A 19,153-nucleotide genomic window follows, 5' to 3' on the forward strand; every position below is an offset into this window, starting at 1 on the left:
GGCTCGGCACGAACGTGGAATCCCCGACCCGAATTCTGCTGATCGACGACGACGCCGTCGACCGGACCTCCGTGCGCCGCGCCCTGAAGAAGTCCGGGCTCAAGCACGTGCTGACCGAGGCACCGGACGGCACGACCGGCCTGCGCCTCGCGCGCGAGGGCGCGTTCGACTGCATCCTGCTCGACTACCGCCTTCCGGACGTCGATACGTTCGATCTCCTGGCCTCCCTCCTCGCCCTCCCGGGCGAGGGGCACGCCGTTCTGATGCTGACCGGCGAGGCGGACGAGGACCTCGCGTTCCGGTTGATGCGGGCCGGCGCCCTGGACTACCTCGCCAAGGCGGAGGCGACCCCGTCGAGCCTGGCTCGGGCGATCCGCTACGCGGAAGCGCGACGCGGCTTCCAGGCCGAACTCGATGAGGCGCGGCGCGAGGCCGAGGCGAAGTCCATGGAGCTCGACACCCTGAACAGGCAGAAGACCCTGCTGTTCTCGATCATCGCCCACGATCTGCGCAATCCGTTCCAGTCGCTGCTCGGCCTGTCGGAAGTCCTGACCAAGGCGGTGGCGACGCGGGACCACGCCTCCATCGAGCGCCGGGCCAAGGGCATCAACGACGCCGCCACCCAGGCCTACGCCCTGCTGGAGAGCCTGTTCTCCTGGGCGAGCCTGCAGATGGACACGATGGCCGTCACCATTACCGACGTAGCCCTCGGCACGGTGGGGGCGGAAGTGATGCAGGGCGCCGCCGAGGCGGCTGCCGACAAGGGTCTGACCCTGTCCATCGACTGCCAGGGAACCACCGTCCGCGCGCAACGGGACATGCTGGCCACGGTCCTGCGCAACCTCGTGAGCAACGCTGTCAAGTTCACGCTGCCGGGAGGGACGATCACGGTTGCCGGCCGGCGGACCGGGAGCGGCGTCGAGATCACGGTCTCCGATACTGGCGTCGGCATGCCCGCTGGCAAGGTGGCCGACCTGTTCCGGCTCGACCGACGCAGCACGACGAACGGCACGGCGGGCGAGCGCGGCAGCGGATTGGGGCTCCTACTCTGCCGCGACCTCGTGGAGCGTCAGGGCGGCGAGTTGACCGTCGAAAGTTTACCGGACCAAGGCACCACTTTCCGCTTTACCCTTCCGGAAGCGGTCGGCGCCTCATGTCCCTGACGACCCGCATCCTGCTCCTCGTCCTGCTCGCCCTCGCGCCCGCTTTGGCGATCCAGGGCTACAACGAGCACGCCTTGCGCACCTCGCGCGACGAGATCGTGCGCGCCGATACGATGGCGACGGCCCGCACCGTCGCGGAGGACCTTTCGCAGGTCGCGGAGTCGGCCCGCCAAGCCCTCAACTTCCTGGCTCAGGACCCGGCGGTCCGTGCGATGGAGCCGTCGGGCTGCACCGAGTACCTACGCCGGGCCGTGCGCGACAATCCGCAATTCGCAGTGTTCGCGCTGACTCGGCCGGACGGGACCGTCGTGTGCAACAGCCTCGGCTCTGCACCCGGCTCCTACGCCGTGCCCGACCGGGTCTACCAGCGCCGCGCGGTCGCCGAGGGCACGTTCGTGATGGGGACCTATGCCCACGGCAATGCCTCCCGCAAGGACTCGCTGCACTTCGCCCAAGCGCTACCAGACGCGGAGGGGCGCACGGTCGGCGTACTCGCCGTCGCCGTCGATCTCGGGTGGCTCGACGGTTACCTTAGGCGCAACCTGAGACTGCCCAGCACGTCCGTGACGGTGGCGGACCAGGACGGCATCATCTTGGTTCGCTATCCCGACGGGAATGGTTGGGTCGGAAAACCGGTGCCGCCGGATCGGCAGCGCATCGTGATGAGCCGTGGCGAGGGTGTCCGCGTCGACTTCGGCATCGACGGTCGCGAACGCATCCTCGCCAACGCCAAGCCCGGCGGCGCGGCGTCGTCCGCCTGGGTGACGGTCGGTCGCGACCGTAAGGTCGCCTTCGCGGACGTGGACGCCGCCACCCGCAGGGGCGTGGTGCTGATCGTGCTGGGGGCCGTGCTTGCCCTGGCCGCCGCGCTTCTGGCGGGACGCGTCTTCATTCGGCGACCCTTCGACCGCCTGCTCCGGACGGCATCGAAATGGCAGGCAGGAGACCTCGCGGCCCGAACTGGGTTGGACGGCGCCGACGAGTTCGGCCGCCTCGGCAGCAAGCTCGACGCAATGGCCGGCAGCCTTCAACGCAACGAGGCCGACCTTCGCGACGAAGTCCGCAACGGTCGCGCAATGCAGGAGCGGCAGGTGACGATGCTGCACGAGTTGAATCACCGCGTGAAGAACACCCTCGCCACGGTCCAGGCCCTGGCACGGCAATCGACGCGCGGCGGCGAGGCGCCAGGCGAGCGGCTGGAGGCACGCATCCTCGCCCTGTCGAAGACCCATGACCTCCTGACTCGGGACGACTGGTCGGGCGCTCCCTTGCGCGCGGTGTTGGAGAACGAACTCGGTCCCTATCGGGGTGGCGACGCGACCTTCGTCGTGGACGGTCCCGACGTGGACCTTCCGCCGCGCCATGTGCTGTCCCTCGGGATGACGCTGCACGAGTTGGCTACCAACGCCGCCAAGCACGGCGCGCTGTCCGTACCCGGAGGCGAGGTTCGTATCGCATGGTCGGTCATGGCCGACGCCGGCAAAGGCCGTCGGCTCCTCTTGGAGTGGCATGAGACCGGCGGCCCGCCGACCGCTCCGCCGACGCGTCGGGGGTTCGGCACGCGGCTGATCGCAGTCAGCGTCGAGCGCGAGCTCGATGGCGAGATCGACCTCGATTTCGCCGAGACGGGCCTCCGTGTGACCCTCGACATCCCGTTGACTGCGCTCGGGGTGGCCCACTTGAGCCCGCTCGCGACCGCGCATTTAGGGACGCGCAGTCAGCGACATTGAAGAAATCGGACATGCGCACACCTGAGAAACCGATGGGACCGCGGGGCGACTCCATCTCCACGATGCCGACGGTGTCTGCGAGAGCGTCTATGGCCGCCGCCGGAACGTTGCGTGACCCCGCGAAGTGACCGAGATCCACCTCCGCTGGGCTGGCTTTGAGGAGGCCGTCGAGCGCGTGCCCATCGTTGGCTTGGTCGAGGGCGCGGACCATCGCCTGCCGCTCTTCCGACCAATATCGCGTCGCGGGCCGTCGATGCCGACGATGGTGCCTCTGCCAAATGTGCGCGAGGCGGAGATGTCGCGCAGGATGAAGCGTTCGCCGTAAAACGCCCGAAGTTCCGCATTGAGGGCGATCTGAGCTCTGGCCGACCCAGCAGGCTCGACGAATACGTTCTTGGGAAGGAGTACCCGACCGATGGCCAGGCCTGCGCCGTGATGCACTTGAATGAGCGTAAGATGGCGGATCCCCCCCCTTTCGCCGGGCAACATAGGAAGGAGCTGGTCCGCTCGACGTCCGCTTTCCGGCGTTGCTTTGAGAGTCTGAACAGCTGGGTTGGGTCGAGACCGGCTGGTCCGCTCTATGACCGGCTTGGGTAGAATTTTGCCAGTCCGTTTTGAAGAAACGAGATCTGCGAAGCGAACGTTCGCTTAAGAAAGAAGATTACGACCGGAGGCGTTCCTGAAAATTGATTATATTAATATATTCGATATTTAATCTGCTATATATCAAATCAAATATCGAATTTATAAATAAAAACTAACGAATGACAGGGAGTTTTCCATTATTTTTCAGTTTTGCTCGCCATGCATTACTCTCAACTAGTTCTCCAATCACTGAAGCAAGTACCTTCGCGACCCCCTCGCTCCCGCGACCGTTTAACGTGCGCTGAGAAACTACGACCGATAGCCGCCAAGAAGGTGTTGGATCTACGATTGGGATAGCGACCATCTCGCCTCGCGCGATCTCCGCAGATAAAGCGAAATGCGGCATAATCGCCGCGTACTTTTTCGACCGCACGAGTTCCGCTATGGCTGGCAGGCTCTCGCAATCGATTGCCGTCGGCGTGACCTCGTGGCGTGCGGCCAATTGCTCGATTACAACGCGAAGGATGTTCGGACGTCCAGGCAACACGAGCGGTAATGGCAGCCGGAAAACATCCGGGAACCCGATCTGATCTTGGCAGGCGATCGGGTGGCCCGAAGGCATGATGAGCATCAGGTCCTCAATCATCATTTCGGTCCAGGCCACATGCTCGAAAGCTTTGTGGTCGTAGAGTAGCGCAACGTCGAGGCGACCGGCCTGTATCCACTCGTCGAGGGTGCCGCTCATCGCCTCGACGATATGAAGCGTGATGTTTGGCAGCACCTTGGCGGTTTCTTCATGGAGCGGCAGCGCCAGACCACGGCAGGCGGACGTCGGCAGGCCGATGGAGATGCGTCCGCTCGGGCTCGTCGCCTGGGAGCGTACGGTGTCCTTTGCCCTTTCGACTTCGTGCAGGATGCGGCGGGCATGTTCGTAGAATGTCAGGCCCTGTTCGGTTGGCGTGACGCCGCGAGCGTGGCGGAAGAGCAACTCAGCGCCGAGTTCGTTTTCGAGATTTCGAATCTGCTGACTGAGCGACGGCTGGGCCACGCCCAGAACTTCGGCCGCGCGGGAGACATTCCCACTCTCCGCAATCTGCACGAAGTACCGAAGCTGACGAAGATCCATGCATGCTCGCTTTCACGCGAGAGATCCGCAAATTTTGAGGCGCGCGTCAATGCTATGCCAGGAAGCAATGTGCCTATCCTATGGGCACAAATAAGATATTTCCAAATGTTTTTCAATAGGTTGGTGCTGATCGACCTTGATTTCTATTGCCTATCGATAGAGCCGATAGTTTTTTCCTATAGTGAGTATCGGAAATCGGTCTTTGATCATCGCCGCCTCGAGTGAGCAATCTCATAGGTGTTCGGGGTGGAGCGAGCGCTATCCAGCGACGCATATCTGATAATCGGAGAGTTTTGCATGACGGCGCAGAGATACTTGTGCAGCCTCGTCCTGGCTGCTCCGATCGCCCTTGGCGTGCCGACGTCCGTGCTAGCGCAGCAAGAATCCTGCATCGGAAATTCCGCAGCCATCACGGGTCCCGCAGCCTTCGGCGGTCAAGCCATCAGGATGGGCGCCGAAATTGCCATCGAAGAGATCAACGCCAAGGGCGGCGTACTGGGTAAGCCGCTGCGTTTCGTCCAGTACGACGATGCCGGGGCACCGCCCCGCGGCGTCGACAACACCCGCCGCATCGCCCTGGCGGACAAGTGCGTGGTAATCCTTGGAGGCTATCACTCGACCGTATCGGTCGCGCAGGTCGAGCCGGTGCACGCGCTTGGTATCCCGTTTGTCGGCGTGCTCGCCGCGAACACGCAGGCAATCGAGAACGGCCGCAGCCCGAACTACATGTTCCGGGTCTCGGCTAAGGACAAATGGGTCGCTCGATTCCTCGTCGAGCAGGCCGCGAAGGTCTCGAAAACAGGCAAGATCGCGTTCTTCTACGAGAATACCGGTTGGGGCAACGGCGCACTGCCCGACGTCAAGGACGCCGTCGCGAAGGCCGGTAAGCAACTCGTTGCGACGGAGACCTTTAACTGGAACGATCAGGACATGACCCCGCAGGCGATCCGCGCGCGGGATGCCGGCGCGGACGTGGCTCTATTCTGGGCCCTCGACCGCGAGGGCAACCAGATCCTGCGCTCGATGGATAAAGTCGGGTACAAGCCAACGATCATCGGTGCCTGGGGCATCGCCGGTAATCTCGGTGAGCTTGCCGGGCCGCTCGCCAACGGCGTCGAGGTCGTGCAGACCTACAGCTTCATGGGCGATCTCGACCCGAAAGGCGAGGCGCTCTGGGACAAGATCCAGGCCAAGTACGGCTTAAAGGATCCCGCGCAGATCAAGATGGGCTCTGGCGTGGCTAACGCCTACGACGCGGTCTTCATCGTCGCCAAGGCGATCGAGAAGGCCGGCGCCTACGATTGGAAAAAGGTTCGCGAGGGGTTGTACGGCGTCAGCCATGACGGGTTGGTCGCCAAGTATGCCCCGGCCTTCGACGCCTCGGACCCCGAGCGCCAGGACGCAATTCTGCCGCGCGACTACAAGCTCACCGTTTGGTCCGACGGCAAGCTGCTGCCGATCGCGCAAACGCCCTACGGCAAGGCGAACTGAGCGGGTTGCGGACCGGCGCTTCGTGGCCGGTCGACCCACGCTGCGAAGGGCGGGATGCGGATCATGACGACAGCGCTGCAATACAGCCTCTCGGGCCTCTCCATCGGCGGGATCTACGCCCTGGTGGCGCTCGGTTTCCATATCATGTGGTCCGCCGCCAGGGCCGTGAACTTCGCCCATGGTGACACCCTGATGCTCGGAGCCGTGCTCGCGGTGCTCGGGGTCGATGCCGGCCTTCCCCTGCCGCTCGCCTGTCTGCTCGCCATCGCCGCGGGAGGGGTCTTCGGCGTCTTGCTAGAGCGCTTCGCGGTGCGGCCCTTCACGGGTACGAACGCCTCGATCGGCTGGATGCTCACCACCATCGCGGTGGGCATCATGATCGAGTCGCTGGCGACGATGCAGTTCGGCGGCTTCTCGCGCCCGCTGCCCTCACCAGGGGTCGCAAAGCCCATCACGATCTGGGGGGCGGGCATCTATCCGCAGGAACTCCTGATCCCGGTCGTTGCCGTGGTTGCGATGATCGGCTTCCGCCTGCTTCAGAAGCGGACCCTGGTCGGGCGCGCCATGCAGGCCGTGGCACACAACAGGCAAGCGGCCTCCCTCATGGGCATCGACGTCAACCGCATCGTGATGCTGTCGTTCGGGCTGGCCGCTCTGTTCGGCGCCGGGGCCGGGGTGCTGGTCGCGCCGGTCATCCAGGTCTCCGCCACCATGGGGGTGCTGCTCGGCCTGAAGGGATTCGCCGTCGCGATCATCGGCGGCATCACCAGCGCGCCCGGCGTCGTCGTGGCCGGCCTGATCTTCGGCGTTATGGAGAAATTCGTCGAAGGATACGTCTCGACGGCCGCCCGCGAGATCGTTGGCTTCGGCTCGATGATCATCGTCCTTCTCGCCTTTCCCCAGGGTCTGTTCGGCAAGCGGGAAATCTTCAAGGTATGAACGCGCTCTTCCGCCTCGGCTTCGCGCTTCTCGCGCTGACCCTCGTCGCCGTCCCCCTGACGGCGGGCAACGAGTACGAGCTCCGGCTCTTCATGCTCTTCCTGATCTACGGGATCATCGCCGTCGGCCTGAACGTGCTCGTGGGGCTAACCGGCCTCGTCTCCCTCGGTCAGGCCGGCCTGTTCGCCCTCGGCGCCTACACGGGCGGCATCCTGGCAACCCGATTCGGCTTCGACATCCTGTTCGCTAGCCTCGGGGCGGCCGTAGTGTCCGGCCTGTTCGGCGTCCTCCTGGCCTATCCCACGGTCCGGGTTCGGGGCGTCTATCTCGCGGTGGTGACCATCGCCTTCGGCCTCATCGTCGAGAACGTCGCCATCGAGTGGCAGTCGCTGACCGGCGGCACCACGGGCCTTAGCGGCATTCCAGGCCCTAACATCCTCGGTATCCCGCTGACGGGCTACGCCTTCTACGGGGTTCTCGCCGTCACCCTGTTCGCCGTCACCCTGCTTGCCCATCACCTCAAGAGGTCGGCCTATGGCCGGGCCATGCTGGCGGTTTCCCAGAGCGAGACCGCAGCGCGCAGCCTCGGCGTCAACGTGACGGCGATCCGCACCCTGGCCTTCGTGGTGGCGTCCACGACCGCCGGAATCGCCGGCAGCTTCTACGCGTTCCTCAACGCCTACATCTCGCCGGACATCTTCACCTTCTCGGATTCGATCCGCTTCCTGCTGATGGTCATCCTCGGCGGTGCGGCCTCGACGTTCGGTCCCGTCATCGGCGCGGCCGTGCTGACCTACCTTCCGGAGCTGCTGCAGCAGTTCGCCGAGTGGCAGAAGTTCGCCTATGGGGCGCTCCTCCTCCTCGTGATGTTCGGCCTGCCGCGGGGGATTCTCGGCACCTTGAGCAAACTGTCAGGCCGTCTGCGGCCGGTGGCGCGCGGCATCGATCCGCGTGAGGGCATCCCAGCAGCCGAGTTCCTGCGGGACGGTGCGCGCGGAGCGGCCGAACTGGTGACGGACGGTCTGACCGTGCGCTTCGGCGGGTTGACGGCGCTGTCGGCGGCCTCGGTCCGCGTCGGACCCGGTGAAATCCATGCCCTCATCGGTCCGAACGGTGCCGGCAAGTCGACCTTCGTCAACACGATCTCGGGCTTCTACGCTCCAACCGAAGGTTCGTTCAGCATCGATGGCATCCCGCTCGCGGGCCGCAAGCCGCATCGGATCGCCCGGCTCGGCCTCGCCCGCACCTTCCAGAACACCGAGCTGTTCGGCGAGATGAGCGTGCTGGAGAACGTCATGGTCGGGGTCGAGCAACGCCGGCGCTACGGCTTGGCCGGCGCCCTCCTGCGGACCCCCGGCTTCCAGCGCGAGGAGGACGCATGCCGCCGTGCCGCAATCGGCCTCTTGGACCTCGTCGGATTGGCCGAATATGCCAACGAAGCTGCGCGCTTCCTGCCGTTCGGCCACCAGCGCCGCCTGGAGATCGCCAGGGCCCTCGCCGCCCGGCCCCGCCTGCTCCTGCTGGACGAGCCGGCTGCCGGCCTCACCAGCGGGGAGATCGACGACCTGGAGCTCATGATCCGGAAAATTGCCAACCTGGACGTCTCGATCCTGCTGATCGAGCATCACGTCGACCTGATCATGGCGGTGGCCGACACCGTGACGGTGCTGGATTATGGCCAGATCATCGCCAGCGCATCGCCCTCCGTCGTCCAGGTCGATCCTCGGGTGATCGAGGCCTATTTCGGCAGCCCTCTGGTGCAAGCATCCGTGACGGAGGCCGCATGAGCATTCCCGATCCCCTACTCTCCGTCGAGGGTCTCGAGGTCCGCTACGGCGCCGCCACGGCCCTGCGCGCGGCGAACCTCTCGGTCCGGCCCGGCCAGCTCGTCGCGGTGATCGGCAACAACGGTGCCGGAAAGACCTCGCTGATGCGTGGCCTCACCGGCCTCGTCCGGCCTGCCGCCGGGCGGGTGATGTTCAAGGGCGAGGACACGACGCGCCTGGCCGCCCACGCCAAGGTCGCGCGCGGGCTCGTGATGGTGCCCGAGGGCCGGATGCTGTTTCCCGACCAGAGCGTTGAGGACAATCTGATCCTCGGGGCCTACGTCCACGGCGGGTTGAAGCGGCTCGAGGCCAAACGCAACCTGGAACGGTCCCTGACCCTGTTTCCGCGCCTGCGCGAGCGCCTTCAGCAACCGGCCGGCAGCATGTCGGGCGGCGAGCAGCAGATGCTCGCCATCGCCCGCGGCCTGATGACGGAGCCGGACCTCCTCGTCATCGACGAACTCTCCCTCGGCCTCGCGCCGAAGATCGTTGAACAGCTCATCGGCATCCTGCGCGATCTCAACCGCCAGGGCCTCAGCATTCTTCTCGTCGAGCAGCTTGCCGCATACGCCCTCGCCATCGCGGACTACGCCTACGTGGTGGCGCATGGGCACGTCGAGCGCGAAGGGCCGAGCGCCGTCCTGGCGCGGGACCCGGACGTCATGGCGGCGTTCCTCGGCAAGAAGAAGGCCGCCTGATCCCGGGGCGGCCCGCCCCGCGACTCAGTCGACGGAGACGCGCTCCGGTCCGCATCGGAGCGCGAACGATCCCCCACGTCCCAATCGGAGGACAAGCCATGCCCCAACGCGTCGTCGACCTGAGCCTTCTGATCGAGGACAACATGCCGGCTCATAAACTGTTTCAGCGGCCGGTCATCACGACACATATGAGCCATGAGAGCTCGAAGGCGCTCAACCTCGGCGTCCCCGGCGACGCGATGACGTTCCAGACCAACTTCATCGCGATGCTCGACCACGTCGGCACCCATGTGGACGCGTTTCGCCACGTGAACCCGAACGGTGCGGCGGTGGACGAGATGCCGCTCGAAATGTTCATGGGCAAGGCGGTGTGCTTCGACCTGCGCCACATCCCGGATCTCGGCGACATCACGGTGGCCGACATGGAGGCGGCCGAGGAACGATGCGGCGTCAGGGTCGACGGTCACATCGTGCTGCTCTGCACCGGTTTCCACGCGCGCAACTACCCGAGCCTGGATTCCGTCTGTAAGAACCCGCTGCTGACGGCGGACGCCACGCGATGGCTTCACGCGCGCGGCTCACAGATGCACGGCGTCGAGGGTCCCTCGACGGACAAGCCGAGCGACGACGTTTTCGCTCAGCACCGGCTCTGTCGCGAACTCGGCATGAGCCATTGGGAATGGCTCGTGAACCTCGAGGAACTCGTCGGACAGGGCGTGGTGCAGTTCTTCGGGGTTCCGCTGAAGTTCAAGGGCGGCTCCGGCTCGCCGGTGCGGGCCTTCGCGATCCTCGACGCCTGATCCCGCCGCCGGAGCCACGAATTTCGTGGGCTTCGGCCCCGGCATCGGTTTTCGAACCGAGGCGCCGTTCCGAAGCTACCTCGACCGGAGAATCGTGATGAGCGATTTCGACTTCAAGAGCGCGCTGGACCTGCGGCGCCTCGTGGCGACCCGGCAGGTCTCACCGGTCGAGCTGACCGAGCGGGCTCTGAGCCGGGCCGAGGCCACCCAGTCCAGCCTGAACGCCTTCTTCGTGCTGATGCCGGAGGAAGCCCGCGCCGCCGCCCGGCAGGCGGAGGCGGCGGTGATGCAGGGGGGGGCGCTCGGCCTGCTGCACGGCCTGCCGGTGTCGGTGAAGGACCTGATCGCCATCGCGGGCCAACCCTTCGCCTCGGGCTCCCGGGCGATGGCAGGCAACGTCGCCGCCGTCGATGCCCCTTCGGTGGAGCGCCTGAGGCGGCACGGGGCCGTCATCATCGGCAAGACCACGACCAGCGAGTTCGGCTGCAAGCCGGTTGGGGACTCGCCCCTGACCGGGATCACCCGTCACCCCTGGGATCTCGCCAAAACCCCCGGCGGATCGAGCGCCGGGGCCGCGGCGTCGGTCGCGGCCGGCATCACCCCATTCGCGCTCGGCACCGACGGTGGGGGCTCGCTTCGGATCCCCGCCGCGCTCACGGGTCTCGTGGGTCTCAAGGCGCAGTTCGGACGCGTCCCCGTCTGGCCGACCTCCGCAACCCCGACGCTCGCCCATGTCGGCGCGCTGGCCCGGTCCGTCGGGGATGCGGCGCTGCTCACCACGGCCGTGGCTGGCCACGACCCACGGGACCCGTTCTCCGTCGCCGGCCCGGTTCCGGATCTCCTCGGAGCGGTCCAGTCTTCCGTCGCCGGCCTGCGCGTCGCCTGGAGCCCGACGCTCGGCTACGCCCGGCCGGACCGGAACGTGGTCGAGATCGCCCGCGCTGCCGCGATGGCGCTGGCCGACCAAGGCGCCGTCGTCGAGGAGGTGGAGACCGTGTTCGACGGCGATCCTGGCGATCTTTGGACGGCTGAGTTCTATGCCGGCGTCGGCACGCGCCTGCGCGGCGTCCTGGAGACGCAGCGCGATCTCCTCGACCCGGCCGTCGCGGACGTGCTCGATGCCGCCCTCGCGCAGGAGATGCGGGCCTATTACGAGAGCGTGTTCCGGCGCTACGCGCTTCGCGATGCTATGGTTCGCTTCTTCGACCGCTACGACGTGCTGATCTCGCCGACCGTGCCGGTCTCGTCGCTCGCAGCCGGATGCGATCTGCCGGCGCGGTTGTCGGACCGCAGCCTCGTCACCTGGGTGTTCTATACTTATCCGTTCAATCTCACGGGACAGCCGGCCGCCTCGGTCTGTGCGGGCCTGGACGCGGATGGAATGCCGGTGGGTCTCCAGATCGTCGGCCGCAGCCTCGGTGAGATGGACGTGGTCCGGGCGGCGGCGGCGATCGAGCGTACCAAGCCCCGGGGCTACAACCTCAAGCAGCCGGTCGTCTGATTAAGCCGTGTCGGTATCCCCGATCAGGGAGCCGCCTCCCTGCGGAATGTCCCGCAGTTTTGCGTGCGCACTGCAGTTTTCTCCGCCGAACGCCTCAAGGATTGATGCAATGGAGCCGATCGACTTCCACCGGTTGTTCCGTGCCCACCTTGATAGCGAAACTGTTGGCACCTTGGTGTCAGCAGCGTTAGTGCATCTTGTCAGTTTCCCATTTCGAGCCAACGCTGAACGGCGGCCGACCAATGACCATTTTTGGTAAGCCACATTGATCATCTGTATCCTGAGTTGGGTCAGATGCGGAACGTCTACACCCGTACAACGGGTCGTGGTCCGCTTCCCACTCCGAGCCGAATTCGGCGGAGAGCTGAGGAACGGCCGCTTTGGAGAATCTCCGAGGGCGGTGCGGATGGCTGGCATGGGTCGGATGCGGAACGTCCGCTTCGAGGTGAAAGACCCAGGTTCGGTTGCCGCCCATCCCGCACAGTCCGGGTGCTCGCCATCCAGTATCGTCAAATCACCAGCAGGGAGCTCGTAGCCGCGCCGCCGGGATGCCACACATGATCCAGAGGAGCGCATCGGCATCGCGGGCTCCTCGCATCGCCGCAGCGGCCTTGGGATCGCGCATTCGGCGGGCGACGCAGGCCAGGGCGTTGAGCTGGGAGCCTTGCGCCTCCATCGGGAGCAACAGGAGGAAGACGAGGTCGACCGGACGCTCGTCGATGGCATCGAATTCGACGGGATCGCGAAGGCGAACCAGGCCCCCGAAGGGACGCCGGACGGTCTCCAGCCGGGCGTGCGGCAAGGCGATGCCGTTCCCAACCCCGGTCGAACCGAGTCCCTCCCGCTTTTCCAGGGCTGATCGCACCGGGGCGGCATCGTGGTCGAGCGCCCGGGCGGCCCGACGTGCGAGGTCGTCCAGGAGCGCGGCCTTGCCACTGACGCGAACACCGACGGCGACATGGTCGGGCGACGGGAATTCGTCGATTGCCATTCGGTGCGGCTCGGTCACGGGCGGTCGGGATCCGGCAGGGCGTTCATCGGTCCCTCGGGGTGGGGATTCGAGGAATGTCGGTCGACCTTGCCCTGAGGCGATGGCGGGGAGTTCAAGCGTGAGCTTCGTCGTCCGGGGCCCGCAGCCGGTAGCCCACGCCGGTCTCGGTGAGCAGGATGCGCGGACGCTCGGGGTCCGCCTCCAGCTTGAGGCGAAGCTGGCGCATGTAGACCCTCAGGTATTGCGGGTCCGACGAGGTCGAGACCGCGCTCATGAGCTGGGCGTGGGTCAGGGCCTTGCCGGCATGCTGGATGAGGACACGCAGGAAATCGTATTCGCGTGGCGTGAGCTTCACTCCGGCGCCCCGGACCTTGACGAGGCGGCGCACCAGATCGACGCTGAGACCGTCGACCTCGAACACGGCGCGCTCGCCCTGGACGGCCAACTGATGGCGCAGGGCCGCCCGGATGCGGGCCAGGAGCTCGCCCATGCCGAAGGGCTTGGTCACGTAGTCGTCGGCGCCGAGGTCGAGGGCCTCGACCTTGCCGGCCTCGTCGTCGCGGCTGGACAGGACCACCACCGGCAAATCGGGAAAATCCTTGCGGATGAGGCGCAGCAGGTCGTGCCCGCGCATGTCCGGCAGGCCGAGGTCGAGGATGACGAGGTCGACCGTCTCACGGGACAGGACGTCGAGGGCGGTCCGTCCGTTGGGCGCCTCGAAGGTCTCGTAGCCCTGGGTCGCCAGGCCCATGCGCAGGAGCTTCCGGATCGGCGGCTCGTCGTCGATGACGAGGATGCTGATGCTCATGCCGCCAGATCCGAGTGAACGTGTCCCGCCGGGGGGATGGGCAGGAGGATGGTGAAGACGGCGCCGAGGCGGTCGCGGCGGTTGCCCGCCGTCAGCGTGCCGCCCATGGCCTCGACGAACCCGCGGGCGATGGCGAGGCCGAGGCCGGTCCCGGCCCGGACGCTGTCGGATTTGCGGACGCGGTAGAACTTGTCGAACACCCGCTCGACGTCGGCCTCGGGCAGGCCATCGCCCTCGTCGAGGATCTGGAGGCGGACAAGGCCTCGCTCGGCCACGCCCCTCACGGTGACGGTGGAGCCCTCGGGGGCATACTTGGCGGCGTTGTCGAGGAGATTGACCAGCACCTGCTCGAACAGGACCGGATCGAGGCGCAGGGCCGGCAGGGTGGTCGGGAGATCCAGATGCACCGGGTGGCCGGCCAGGATCGGCCCGAGGCGGCGCAGGGCGGTGTCGACGCTCTCGCCGACGTCCTGCGGGGTGAGGCTCGCGGCCACGGCCCCCGCCTCCAGGCGGGTCATGTCGAGGAGGTTGACGATGAATCGGTTCAGCCGCTCGGACTCCTCGATGATCGTGGCGAGAAGGTCCCGTTTGGCGTCGTGCGGCAGCGCCTCGTCAAGGTCGCGCAGGGTCGTGGCCGCCCCCAGAACCGAGGACAGCGGGGTGCGCAGGTCGTGCGAGATCGAGGTCAGCAGGGCCTGGCGCAGGCGGTCGGTCTCGGCGGCGCGTTCGGCCCGGTCGAGGTCCTCCACCAGGCGGACGCGCTCGATGGCGAGCGCCGCCATGTCGGCGAGGGCGTCGAACAGACGCCGGCTCTCGGGCGAGAGGATCGACCCTGTGCCGTCGGTGTCGAGGCCGATGACCCCGACGATGCCGCGGCCCGTGCGCATCGGCAGGAACAGGCGCTTGGCCCCCGGCAGGGTGTCGGCGCCGCGGCCCGCCGGGCGCTCGTTGTCGAAGGCCCAGGTCGCGGCCCCGAGATCGGCCGCGTCGAGGGTGTCCTCGGGCGGGAAGCCGGCCCGGACCGAGACCGCACCGTTCTCAGGCAGCAGCAGGACGACCCGAACCCTCAGCATGGCGGCGATCTGGGCGGAGGTCGCCCACAGCACGTCGTCGAGGGTCGCGCATCCCGCGAGCTTGCGGCTGAAACCGTAGAGCCGCTCCGTGGCACGGGCGCGGCCATGCGAGACCAGGGCCTCCTGGCGCGACCGCGCGGCGAGGTTCGAGACGACGAAGGCCACCACCGTGAACAGCACGAAGGCGGCGACGTTGGTCGGGTCGGTGATGGTGAAGGTGTAGACCGGGGGCAGGAAGAAGAAGTCGTAGGACAGCGAGCCGATGACCACGGCGAGGAGCGAAGGTCCCAGCCCGGAGCGCACCGCGACCGCGACGATGGCGCTGAGGAGGATCAGATCGGCGTTCTCCACGCCGAGATACGGCTCGACCACGAGGGCGAGCCCGAGGGCCGCGACCGTGGCGAGGGTCCCGACGAGATAAGGTAGGATCTCGAAGGCCGGCTTGGCCGGCGCGGTGGCGACCGTCTTCGCCGGGACCGGATCGGCCTTGGTCGCCTCTCCGGTGATGACGTGGATGCTGATGTTGCCCGAGCGTCGGACGAGGTCGTGCACCACCGAGCCGTTGAGGAGCTCGAACAGCGCGGACCGGTCGGCCTTGCCGAGGATGATGTGGTTGACGTTGGTCGAGCGGGCGAAGGCTAGGATATCGTCTGCGACACGGCGGCTGCCCGGCAAGGTCACGGCGTCTCCCCCCAGCCTGTCGGCGAGGCGCAGGGTATCGGCGATGCGGTCGCGGGCGGCCTCGTCGAGGGACAGGCTGCGGGGCCCTTCGACCGTGATGGCGGTCCACGGTGCGTGCAGCCGGTCAGCGAGGCGCTTGGCATGGCGAACGAGGCCGGCCGAGTGCGGGTCCTCGCTGATGCAGACCAGCACTCGCTCGCCGGCACCCCAGGGGCCCGCGATGGCGTTGGCCCGCATGTGGCTGAGGAGTTCGTCATCGACGCGGTCGGCGGTCCTTCGTAGGGCGAGCTCTCGCAGGGCCGTCAGGTTGCCCCGCGAAAAGTAGTGCTTGAGGGCCCGCTCGGCGTTGCCCTTCACGTAGACCTTGCCGTCGCGCAGGCGCTGGATCAGGTCGTCCGGGTTGAGGTCGACCACCTCGATGTCGTCGGCCCGGTCCAGGATGCCGTCGGGCACGGTCTCGCGCACCCGGATGCGTGTGATCTGGGCGACCACATCGTTCAGGCTCTCGACGTGCTGGATGTTGAGGGTGGTGTAGACGTCGATGCCGGCATCGAGGAGTTCTTCGACGTCCTGGTAGCGCTTGGGGTGGCGCGATCCGGGCGCGTTGGTGTGGGCGAGCTCGTCCACGAGGGCGAGCGCCGGCTGGCGGGCCAGGATCGCGTCGAGGTCCATCTCGTCGAGCGCCGCGCCGTGATACGCGACCGGACGGCGGCCCACGACCTCGAAGCCCTCGACCAGGGCCTCGGTCTCGGCGCGCCCGTGCGTCTCCACCACGCCGACGACCACGTCGATGCCGCCCTTGAGCCGGGCGCGGCCGACGGTGAGCATCTCGTAGGTCTTGCCGACTCCCGGGGCCGCCCCGAGGAAGATCTTGAGACGCCCGCGACCGCCTTCCTCGCGCCGTGCCGCCTGGAGCAGCGCGTCGGGCGAGGGACGGTCGGGATCGTGGCGCGGGGTCGTCGTGGTCAGGATGCTCATCCGGCGATGTTACTTGGAACCGAGGTTGTCCAGGGCGAGGTTAAGGGCGAGCACGTTCACCCGCGGCTCGCCGAGGAGGCCGAGCAGGCGATCCTGGACCTGAGAGTCGACGAGGATGCGCACCTGATCCTCCGAGAGGTTACGTGCCTTAGCGACGCGAGGAACCTGAAACAGGGCGGCTTCGGGCGAGACATCCGGGTCGAGACCCGAGCCGCTCGTGGTGACGAGGTCCACCGGGACGGGCCGGCCTGGGTTTTCGGCTTGGCGCGCCGCAACATCCGCCTTCACCCGCTCGGCGAGCGCGGCGCTGGTCGGGCCGAGGTTCGAGCCCGACGAGTTCGCCGCGTTGTAGGGCTCCGGCACCGTCTTGGTGGCGTCGGCTGGGTCGGCGGCGCTCGTCGCCGAGGGGCGGCCCTGGAAGTAGCGGTCGCTGGTGAAGGACTGCCCGATCAGGCTGGAGCCGACGACCTTGCCGTCGCGCTCGATGAGGCTGCCGGCGGCCTTGCCCGGGAAGATCGCCCCCGCGATGCCCGTCATCGCGAGGGGATAGGCGAGCCCCGTGAGCGCCGTCAAGGCGATCAGCAGGACGAGGGCGGGGCGAAGCTGGTTCGACATGACGATGGTCCCGAAGGTGGCGTGCGGCGGCGGCTCAGACGAGGTGCAGGGCGGTGACGGCGAGATCGATGGCCTTGATGCCGACGAAGGGCACGAGGATGCCGCCCAGGCCGTAGATCAGGAGGTTTCGGCGCAGGAGGGCGCCCGCCCCGACGGCGCGGTAGGACACGCCCTTCAGCGCCAGCGGGATCAGCACGACGATGATGAGCGCGTTGAAGATGATGGCCGAGAGGATCGCGCTCTCGGGCGAGGCGAGACCCATGATGTTGAGCGCCTCGAGCTGCGGGTAGAGCACCAGGAACATCGCCGGGATGATGGCAAAGTATTTGGCGACGTCGTTGGCGATGGAGAAGGTGGTCAGGGCGCCACGGGTCATCAGCAGCTGCTTGCCGATGCCGACGATCTCGATGAGCTTGGTCGGGTCGCTGTCGAGGTCGACCATGTTTCCGGCCTCGCGCGCCGCCACCGTGCCGGTGTTCATGGCCACGCCGACATCGGCCTGGGCCAGCGCCGGGGCGTCGTTGGTGCCGTCGCCGCACATGGCGACGAGCTTTCCTTCAGCCTGCTCCTTGCGGATGAGGGCAAGCTTGTCCTCCGGGGTCGCCTGGGCGAGGAAGTCGTCGACGCCGGCCTCCGCCGCGATGGCGGCCGCGGTCATGGGGTTGTCGCCGGTGATCATGACGGTGCGGATGCCCATCCGGCGCAGCTCGGCGAAGCGCTCGCGGATGCCGCCCTTCACGATGTCCTTGAGGTAGACCACACCGAGCAACTGCCCGTCGCGGGAGACCGCCAGCGGGGTGCCGCCGGCTCGGGCGATGTCCTCGGCGATGGCCTGGATCTCGCGCACGGTCTCGGCGGCGACACCCGGGCTGTAGGCCAGGGCCGCGTTCGACCCGCGCGTCGCCATCGGCGGCCGGCTCACCGACGCGATGATCGAATCGACCGCGCCCTTACGGATCGACGATCCGTCGAGATCGACGCCGCTCATCCGGGTCTGGGCGGTGAAGGGCACGAAGGTGGCGTTCAGGTGTCCCATGTCGCGGGCGCGGATGCCGTACTTCTCCTTGGCCAGCACCACGATGGAGCGGCCCTCGGGGGTCTCGTCGGCCAGGGACGCCAGCTGGGCCGCGTCGGCGAGGTCCTGCTCGGAGACGCCGCGCACCGGGCGGAACTCGGTGGCCTGGCGGTTGCCGAGGGTGATCGTGCCGGTCTTGTCGAGGAGCAGAGTATCGACGTCGCCAGCCGCTTCCACTGCGCGGCCCGACATGGCGAGCACGTTGAAGCGCACCAACCGGTCCATGCCGGCGATGCCGATGGCGGAGAGGAGCGCGCCGATGGTGGTGGGGATCAGGGTCACGAACAGGGCGACGAGGACGATGAGCGGGATCGACCCGCCGGCGTAGGAGGCGAAACTCGGGATCGATGCGACGGCGAAGACGAAGATGATGGTGAGGCCTGCGAGCAGGATGTTCAGCGCGATCTCGTTCGGGGTCTTCTGCCGCGAGGCGCCCTCCACCAGGGCGATCATGCGGTCGACGAAGGTCGAGCCGGCCGCCGCCGTGATGCGGACGCGGATCTCATCCGACAGGACCTGGGTACCGCCGGTCACCGCCGAGCGGTCGCCGCCCGACTCGCGGATCACGGGGGCGGATTCGCCGGTGATGGCCGCCTCGTTGACCGAGGCGACGCCGAGGATGACCTCTCCATCCGATGGGATGATGTCGCCGGCCTCGACCAGGACCACGTCGCCGACCTTGAGGTCGTTGCCCGGCACGGTCTCGTAATCGCGGCCCGTGCCGGTGAGGCGCTTGGCCATGGTCTCGGTGCGGGTGCGGCGCAGGCTGTCGGCCTGGGCCTTGCCGCGTCCCTCGGCGATGGCTTCGGCGAAGTTGGCGAACAGCACGGTGAACCAGAGCCAGAGGATGATCTGGCCGGAGAAGGCGAGGTTGGCGCCGCCGGTCGCGACGTCACGGATGAACAGGACGGTGGTCAGCGCAGCGACGACCTCGACCACGAACATGACCGGGTTTTTGATCATCTTTCGCGGGTCGAGCTTGGTCAGGGCGCCGATCAGGGCCGGCCCGACGAGGGCGGCGCTGAACAGGCGGATGGAGTTGGGGCGAGCCATGGCGGGTGTCCGGGCATGAG

Annotated in this window: 14 protein-coding genes; 8 read left to right on the plus strand and 6 right to left on the minus strand. The window is 67.1% G+C overall.

The genetic code is table 11. The annotated features are described in order from the left end of the window. Positions 1–14: 14 nt before the first annotated feature. Positions 15–1,163: a hybrid sensor histidine kinase/response regulator gene (locus FV218_RS09795; protein WP_147709581.1), complete on the plus strand. Its 1,149-nt coding sequence runs from the start codon at positions 15–17 to the stop codon at positions 1,161–1,163. Beyond that, entirely contained in the window at positions 1,154–2,893 is a 1,740-nt protein-coding gene (locus FV218_RS09800; RefSeq protein ID WP_147709582.1) for an HWE histidine kinase domain-containing protein, read from the plus strand. Before FV218_RS09795 ends, FV218_RS09800 begins: the two co-directional genes overlap by 10 nt. A 757-nt stretch (positions 2,894–3,650) precedes the next feature. Here the strand turns inward: FV218_RS09800 and FV218_RS09805 are convergent. Beyond that, entirely contained in the window at positions 3,651–4,604 is a 954-nt protein-coding gene (locus FV218_RS09805; protein ID WP_147709583.1) for a LysR substrate-binding domain-containing protein, read from the minus strand. Between the two features lie 297 nt (positions 4,605–4,901). On the opposite strand from FV218_RS09805, the gene FV218_RS09810 reads away from it, so the two are divergent. The 6 genes from FV218_RS09810 (at position 4,902) to FV218_RS09835 (ending at position 11,859) form a co-directional block, all read left to right on the plus strand. Beyond that, the gene (locus tag FV218_RS09810) at positions 4,902–6,095 is read left to right on the plus strand and encodes an ABC transporter substrate-binding protein (RefSeq protein WP_147709584.1); all 1,194 of its coding nucleotides are present in this window, start codon (positions 4,902–4,904) and stop codon (positions 6,093–6,095) included. 63 nt (positions 6,096–6,158) lie between these two features. Continuing rightward, positions 6,159–7,034 carry a branched-chain amino acid ABC transporter permease gene (locus tag FV218_RS09815; protein WP_147709585.1) on the plus strand — a complete coding sequence of 292 codons (876 nt, stop codon included), beginning with the start codon at positions 6,159–6,161 and terminating at the stop codon, positions 7,032–7,034. Next, positions 7,031–8,821, plus strand: coding sequence for a branched-chain amino acid ABC transporter ATP-binding protein/permease (locus FV218_RS09820; RefSeq protein ID WP_147709586.1), 1,791 nt, complete (start codon positions 7,031–7,033; stop codon positions 8,819–8,821). Before FV218_RS09815 ends, FV218_RS09820 begins: the two co-directional genes overlap by 4 nt. Beyond that, complete coding sequence (locus FV218_RS09825; protein WP_147709587.1) at positions 8,818–9,558, plus strand: ABC transporter ATP-binding protein; 741 nt, start codon at positions 8,818–8,820, stop codon at positions 9,556–9,558. The genes FV218_RS09820 and FV218_RS09825 overlap by 4 nt, the downstream gene beginning before the upstream one ends. Before the next feature lie 98 nt (positions 9,559–9,656). Beyond that, positions 9,657–10,358 (plus strand): cyclase family protein, encoded by a 702-nt coding sequence (locus FV218_RS09830; protein ID WP_147709588.1) that lies wholly within the window; start codon positions 9,657–9,659, stop codon positions 10,356–10,358. Positions 10,359–10,452: 94 nt separating this feature from the next. Then, complete coding sequence (locus FV218_RS09835; protein WP_147709600.1) at positions 10,453–11,859, plus strand: amidase family protein; 1,407 nt, start codon at positions 10,453–10,455, stop codon at positions 11,857–11,859. A gap of 514 nt (positions 11,860–12,373) precedes the next feature. Here the strand turns inward: FV218_RS09835 and FV218_RS09840 are convergent. From FV218_RS09840 to kdpB, 5 genes are all read right to left on the minus strand, one after another. Continuing rightward, on the minus strand, positions 12,374–12,868 hold the full coding sequence (locus FV218_RS09840) for a PTS sugar transporter subunit IIA (protein ID WP_246685059.1): 495 nt from the start codon (positions 12,866–12,868) through the stop codon (positions 12,374–12,376). 94 nt (positions 12,869–12,962) lie between these two features. After that, positions 12,963–13,658 carry a response regulator transcription factor gene (locus tag FV218_RS09845; protein WP_147709589.1) on the minus strand — a complete coding sequence of 232 codons (696 nt, stop codon included), beginning with the start codon at positions 13,656–13,658 and terminating at the stop codon, positions 12,963–12,965. After that, positions 13,655–16,390, minus strand: a complete 2,736-nt coding sequence (locus tag FV218_RS09850) for a sensor histidine kinase KdpD (RefSeq protein WP_147709590.1) — start codon at positions 16,388–16,390, stop codon at positions 13,655–13,657. Before FV218_RS09850 ends, FV218_RS09845 begins: the two co-directional genes overlap by 4 nt. A gap of 9 nt (positions 16,391–16,399) precedes the next feature. Further along, positions 16,400–17,005 (minus strand): K(+)-transporting ATPase subunit C, encoded by a 606-nt coding sequence (locus tag FV218_RS09855; protein WP_147709591.1) that lies wholly within the window; start codon positions 17,003–17,005, stop codon positions 16,400–16,402. Between the two features lie 34 nt (positions 17,006–17,039). Next, complete coding sequence (gene kdpB / locus FV218_RS09860) at positions 17,040–19,133, minus strand: potassium-transporting ATPase subunit KdpB (protein WP_147709592.1); 2,094 nt, start codon at positions 19,131–19,133, stop codon at positions 17,040–17,042. Positions 19,134–19,153: the final 20 nt, after the last annotated feature.

Origin of the sequence: Methylobacterium sp. WL69 (genome assembly GCF_008039485.1) — a bacterium.
GTDB lineage: Bacteria > Pseudomonadota > Alphaproteobacteria > Rhizobiales > Beijerinckiaceae > Methylobacterium.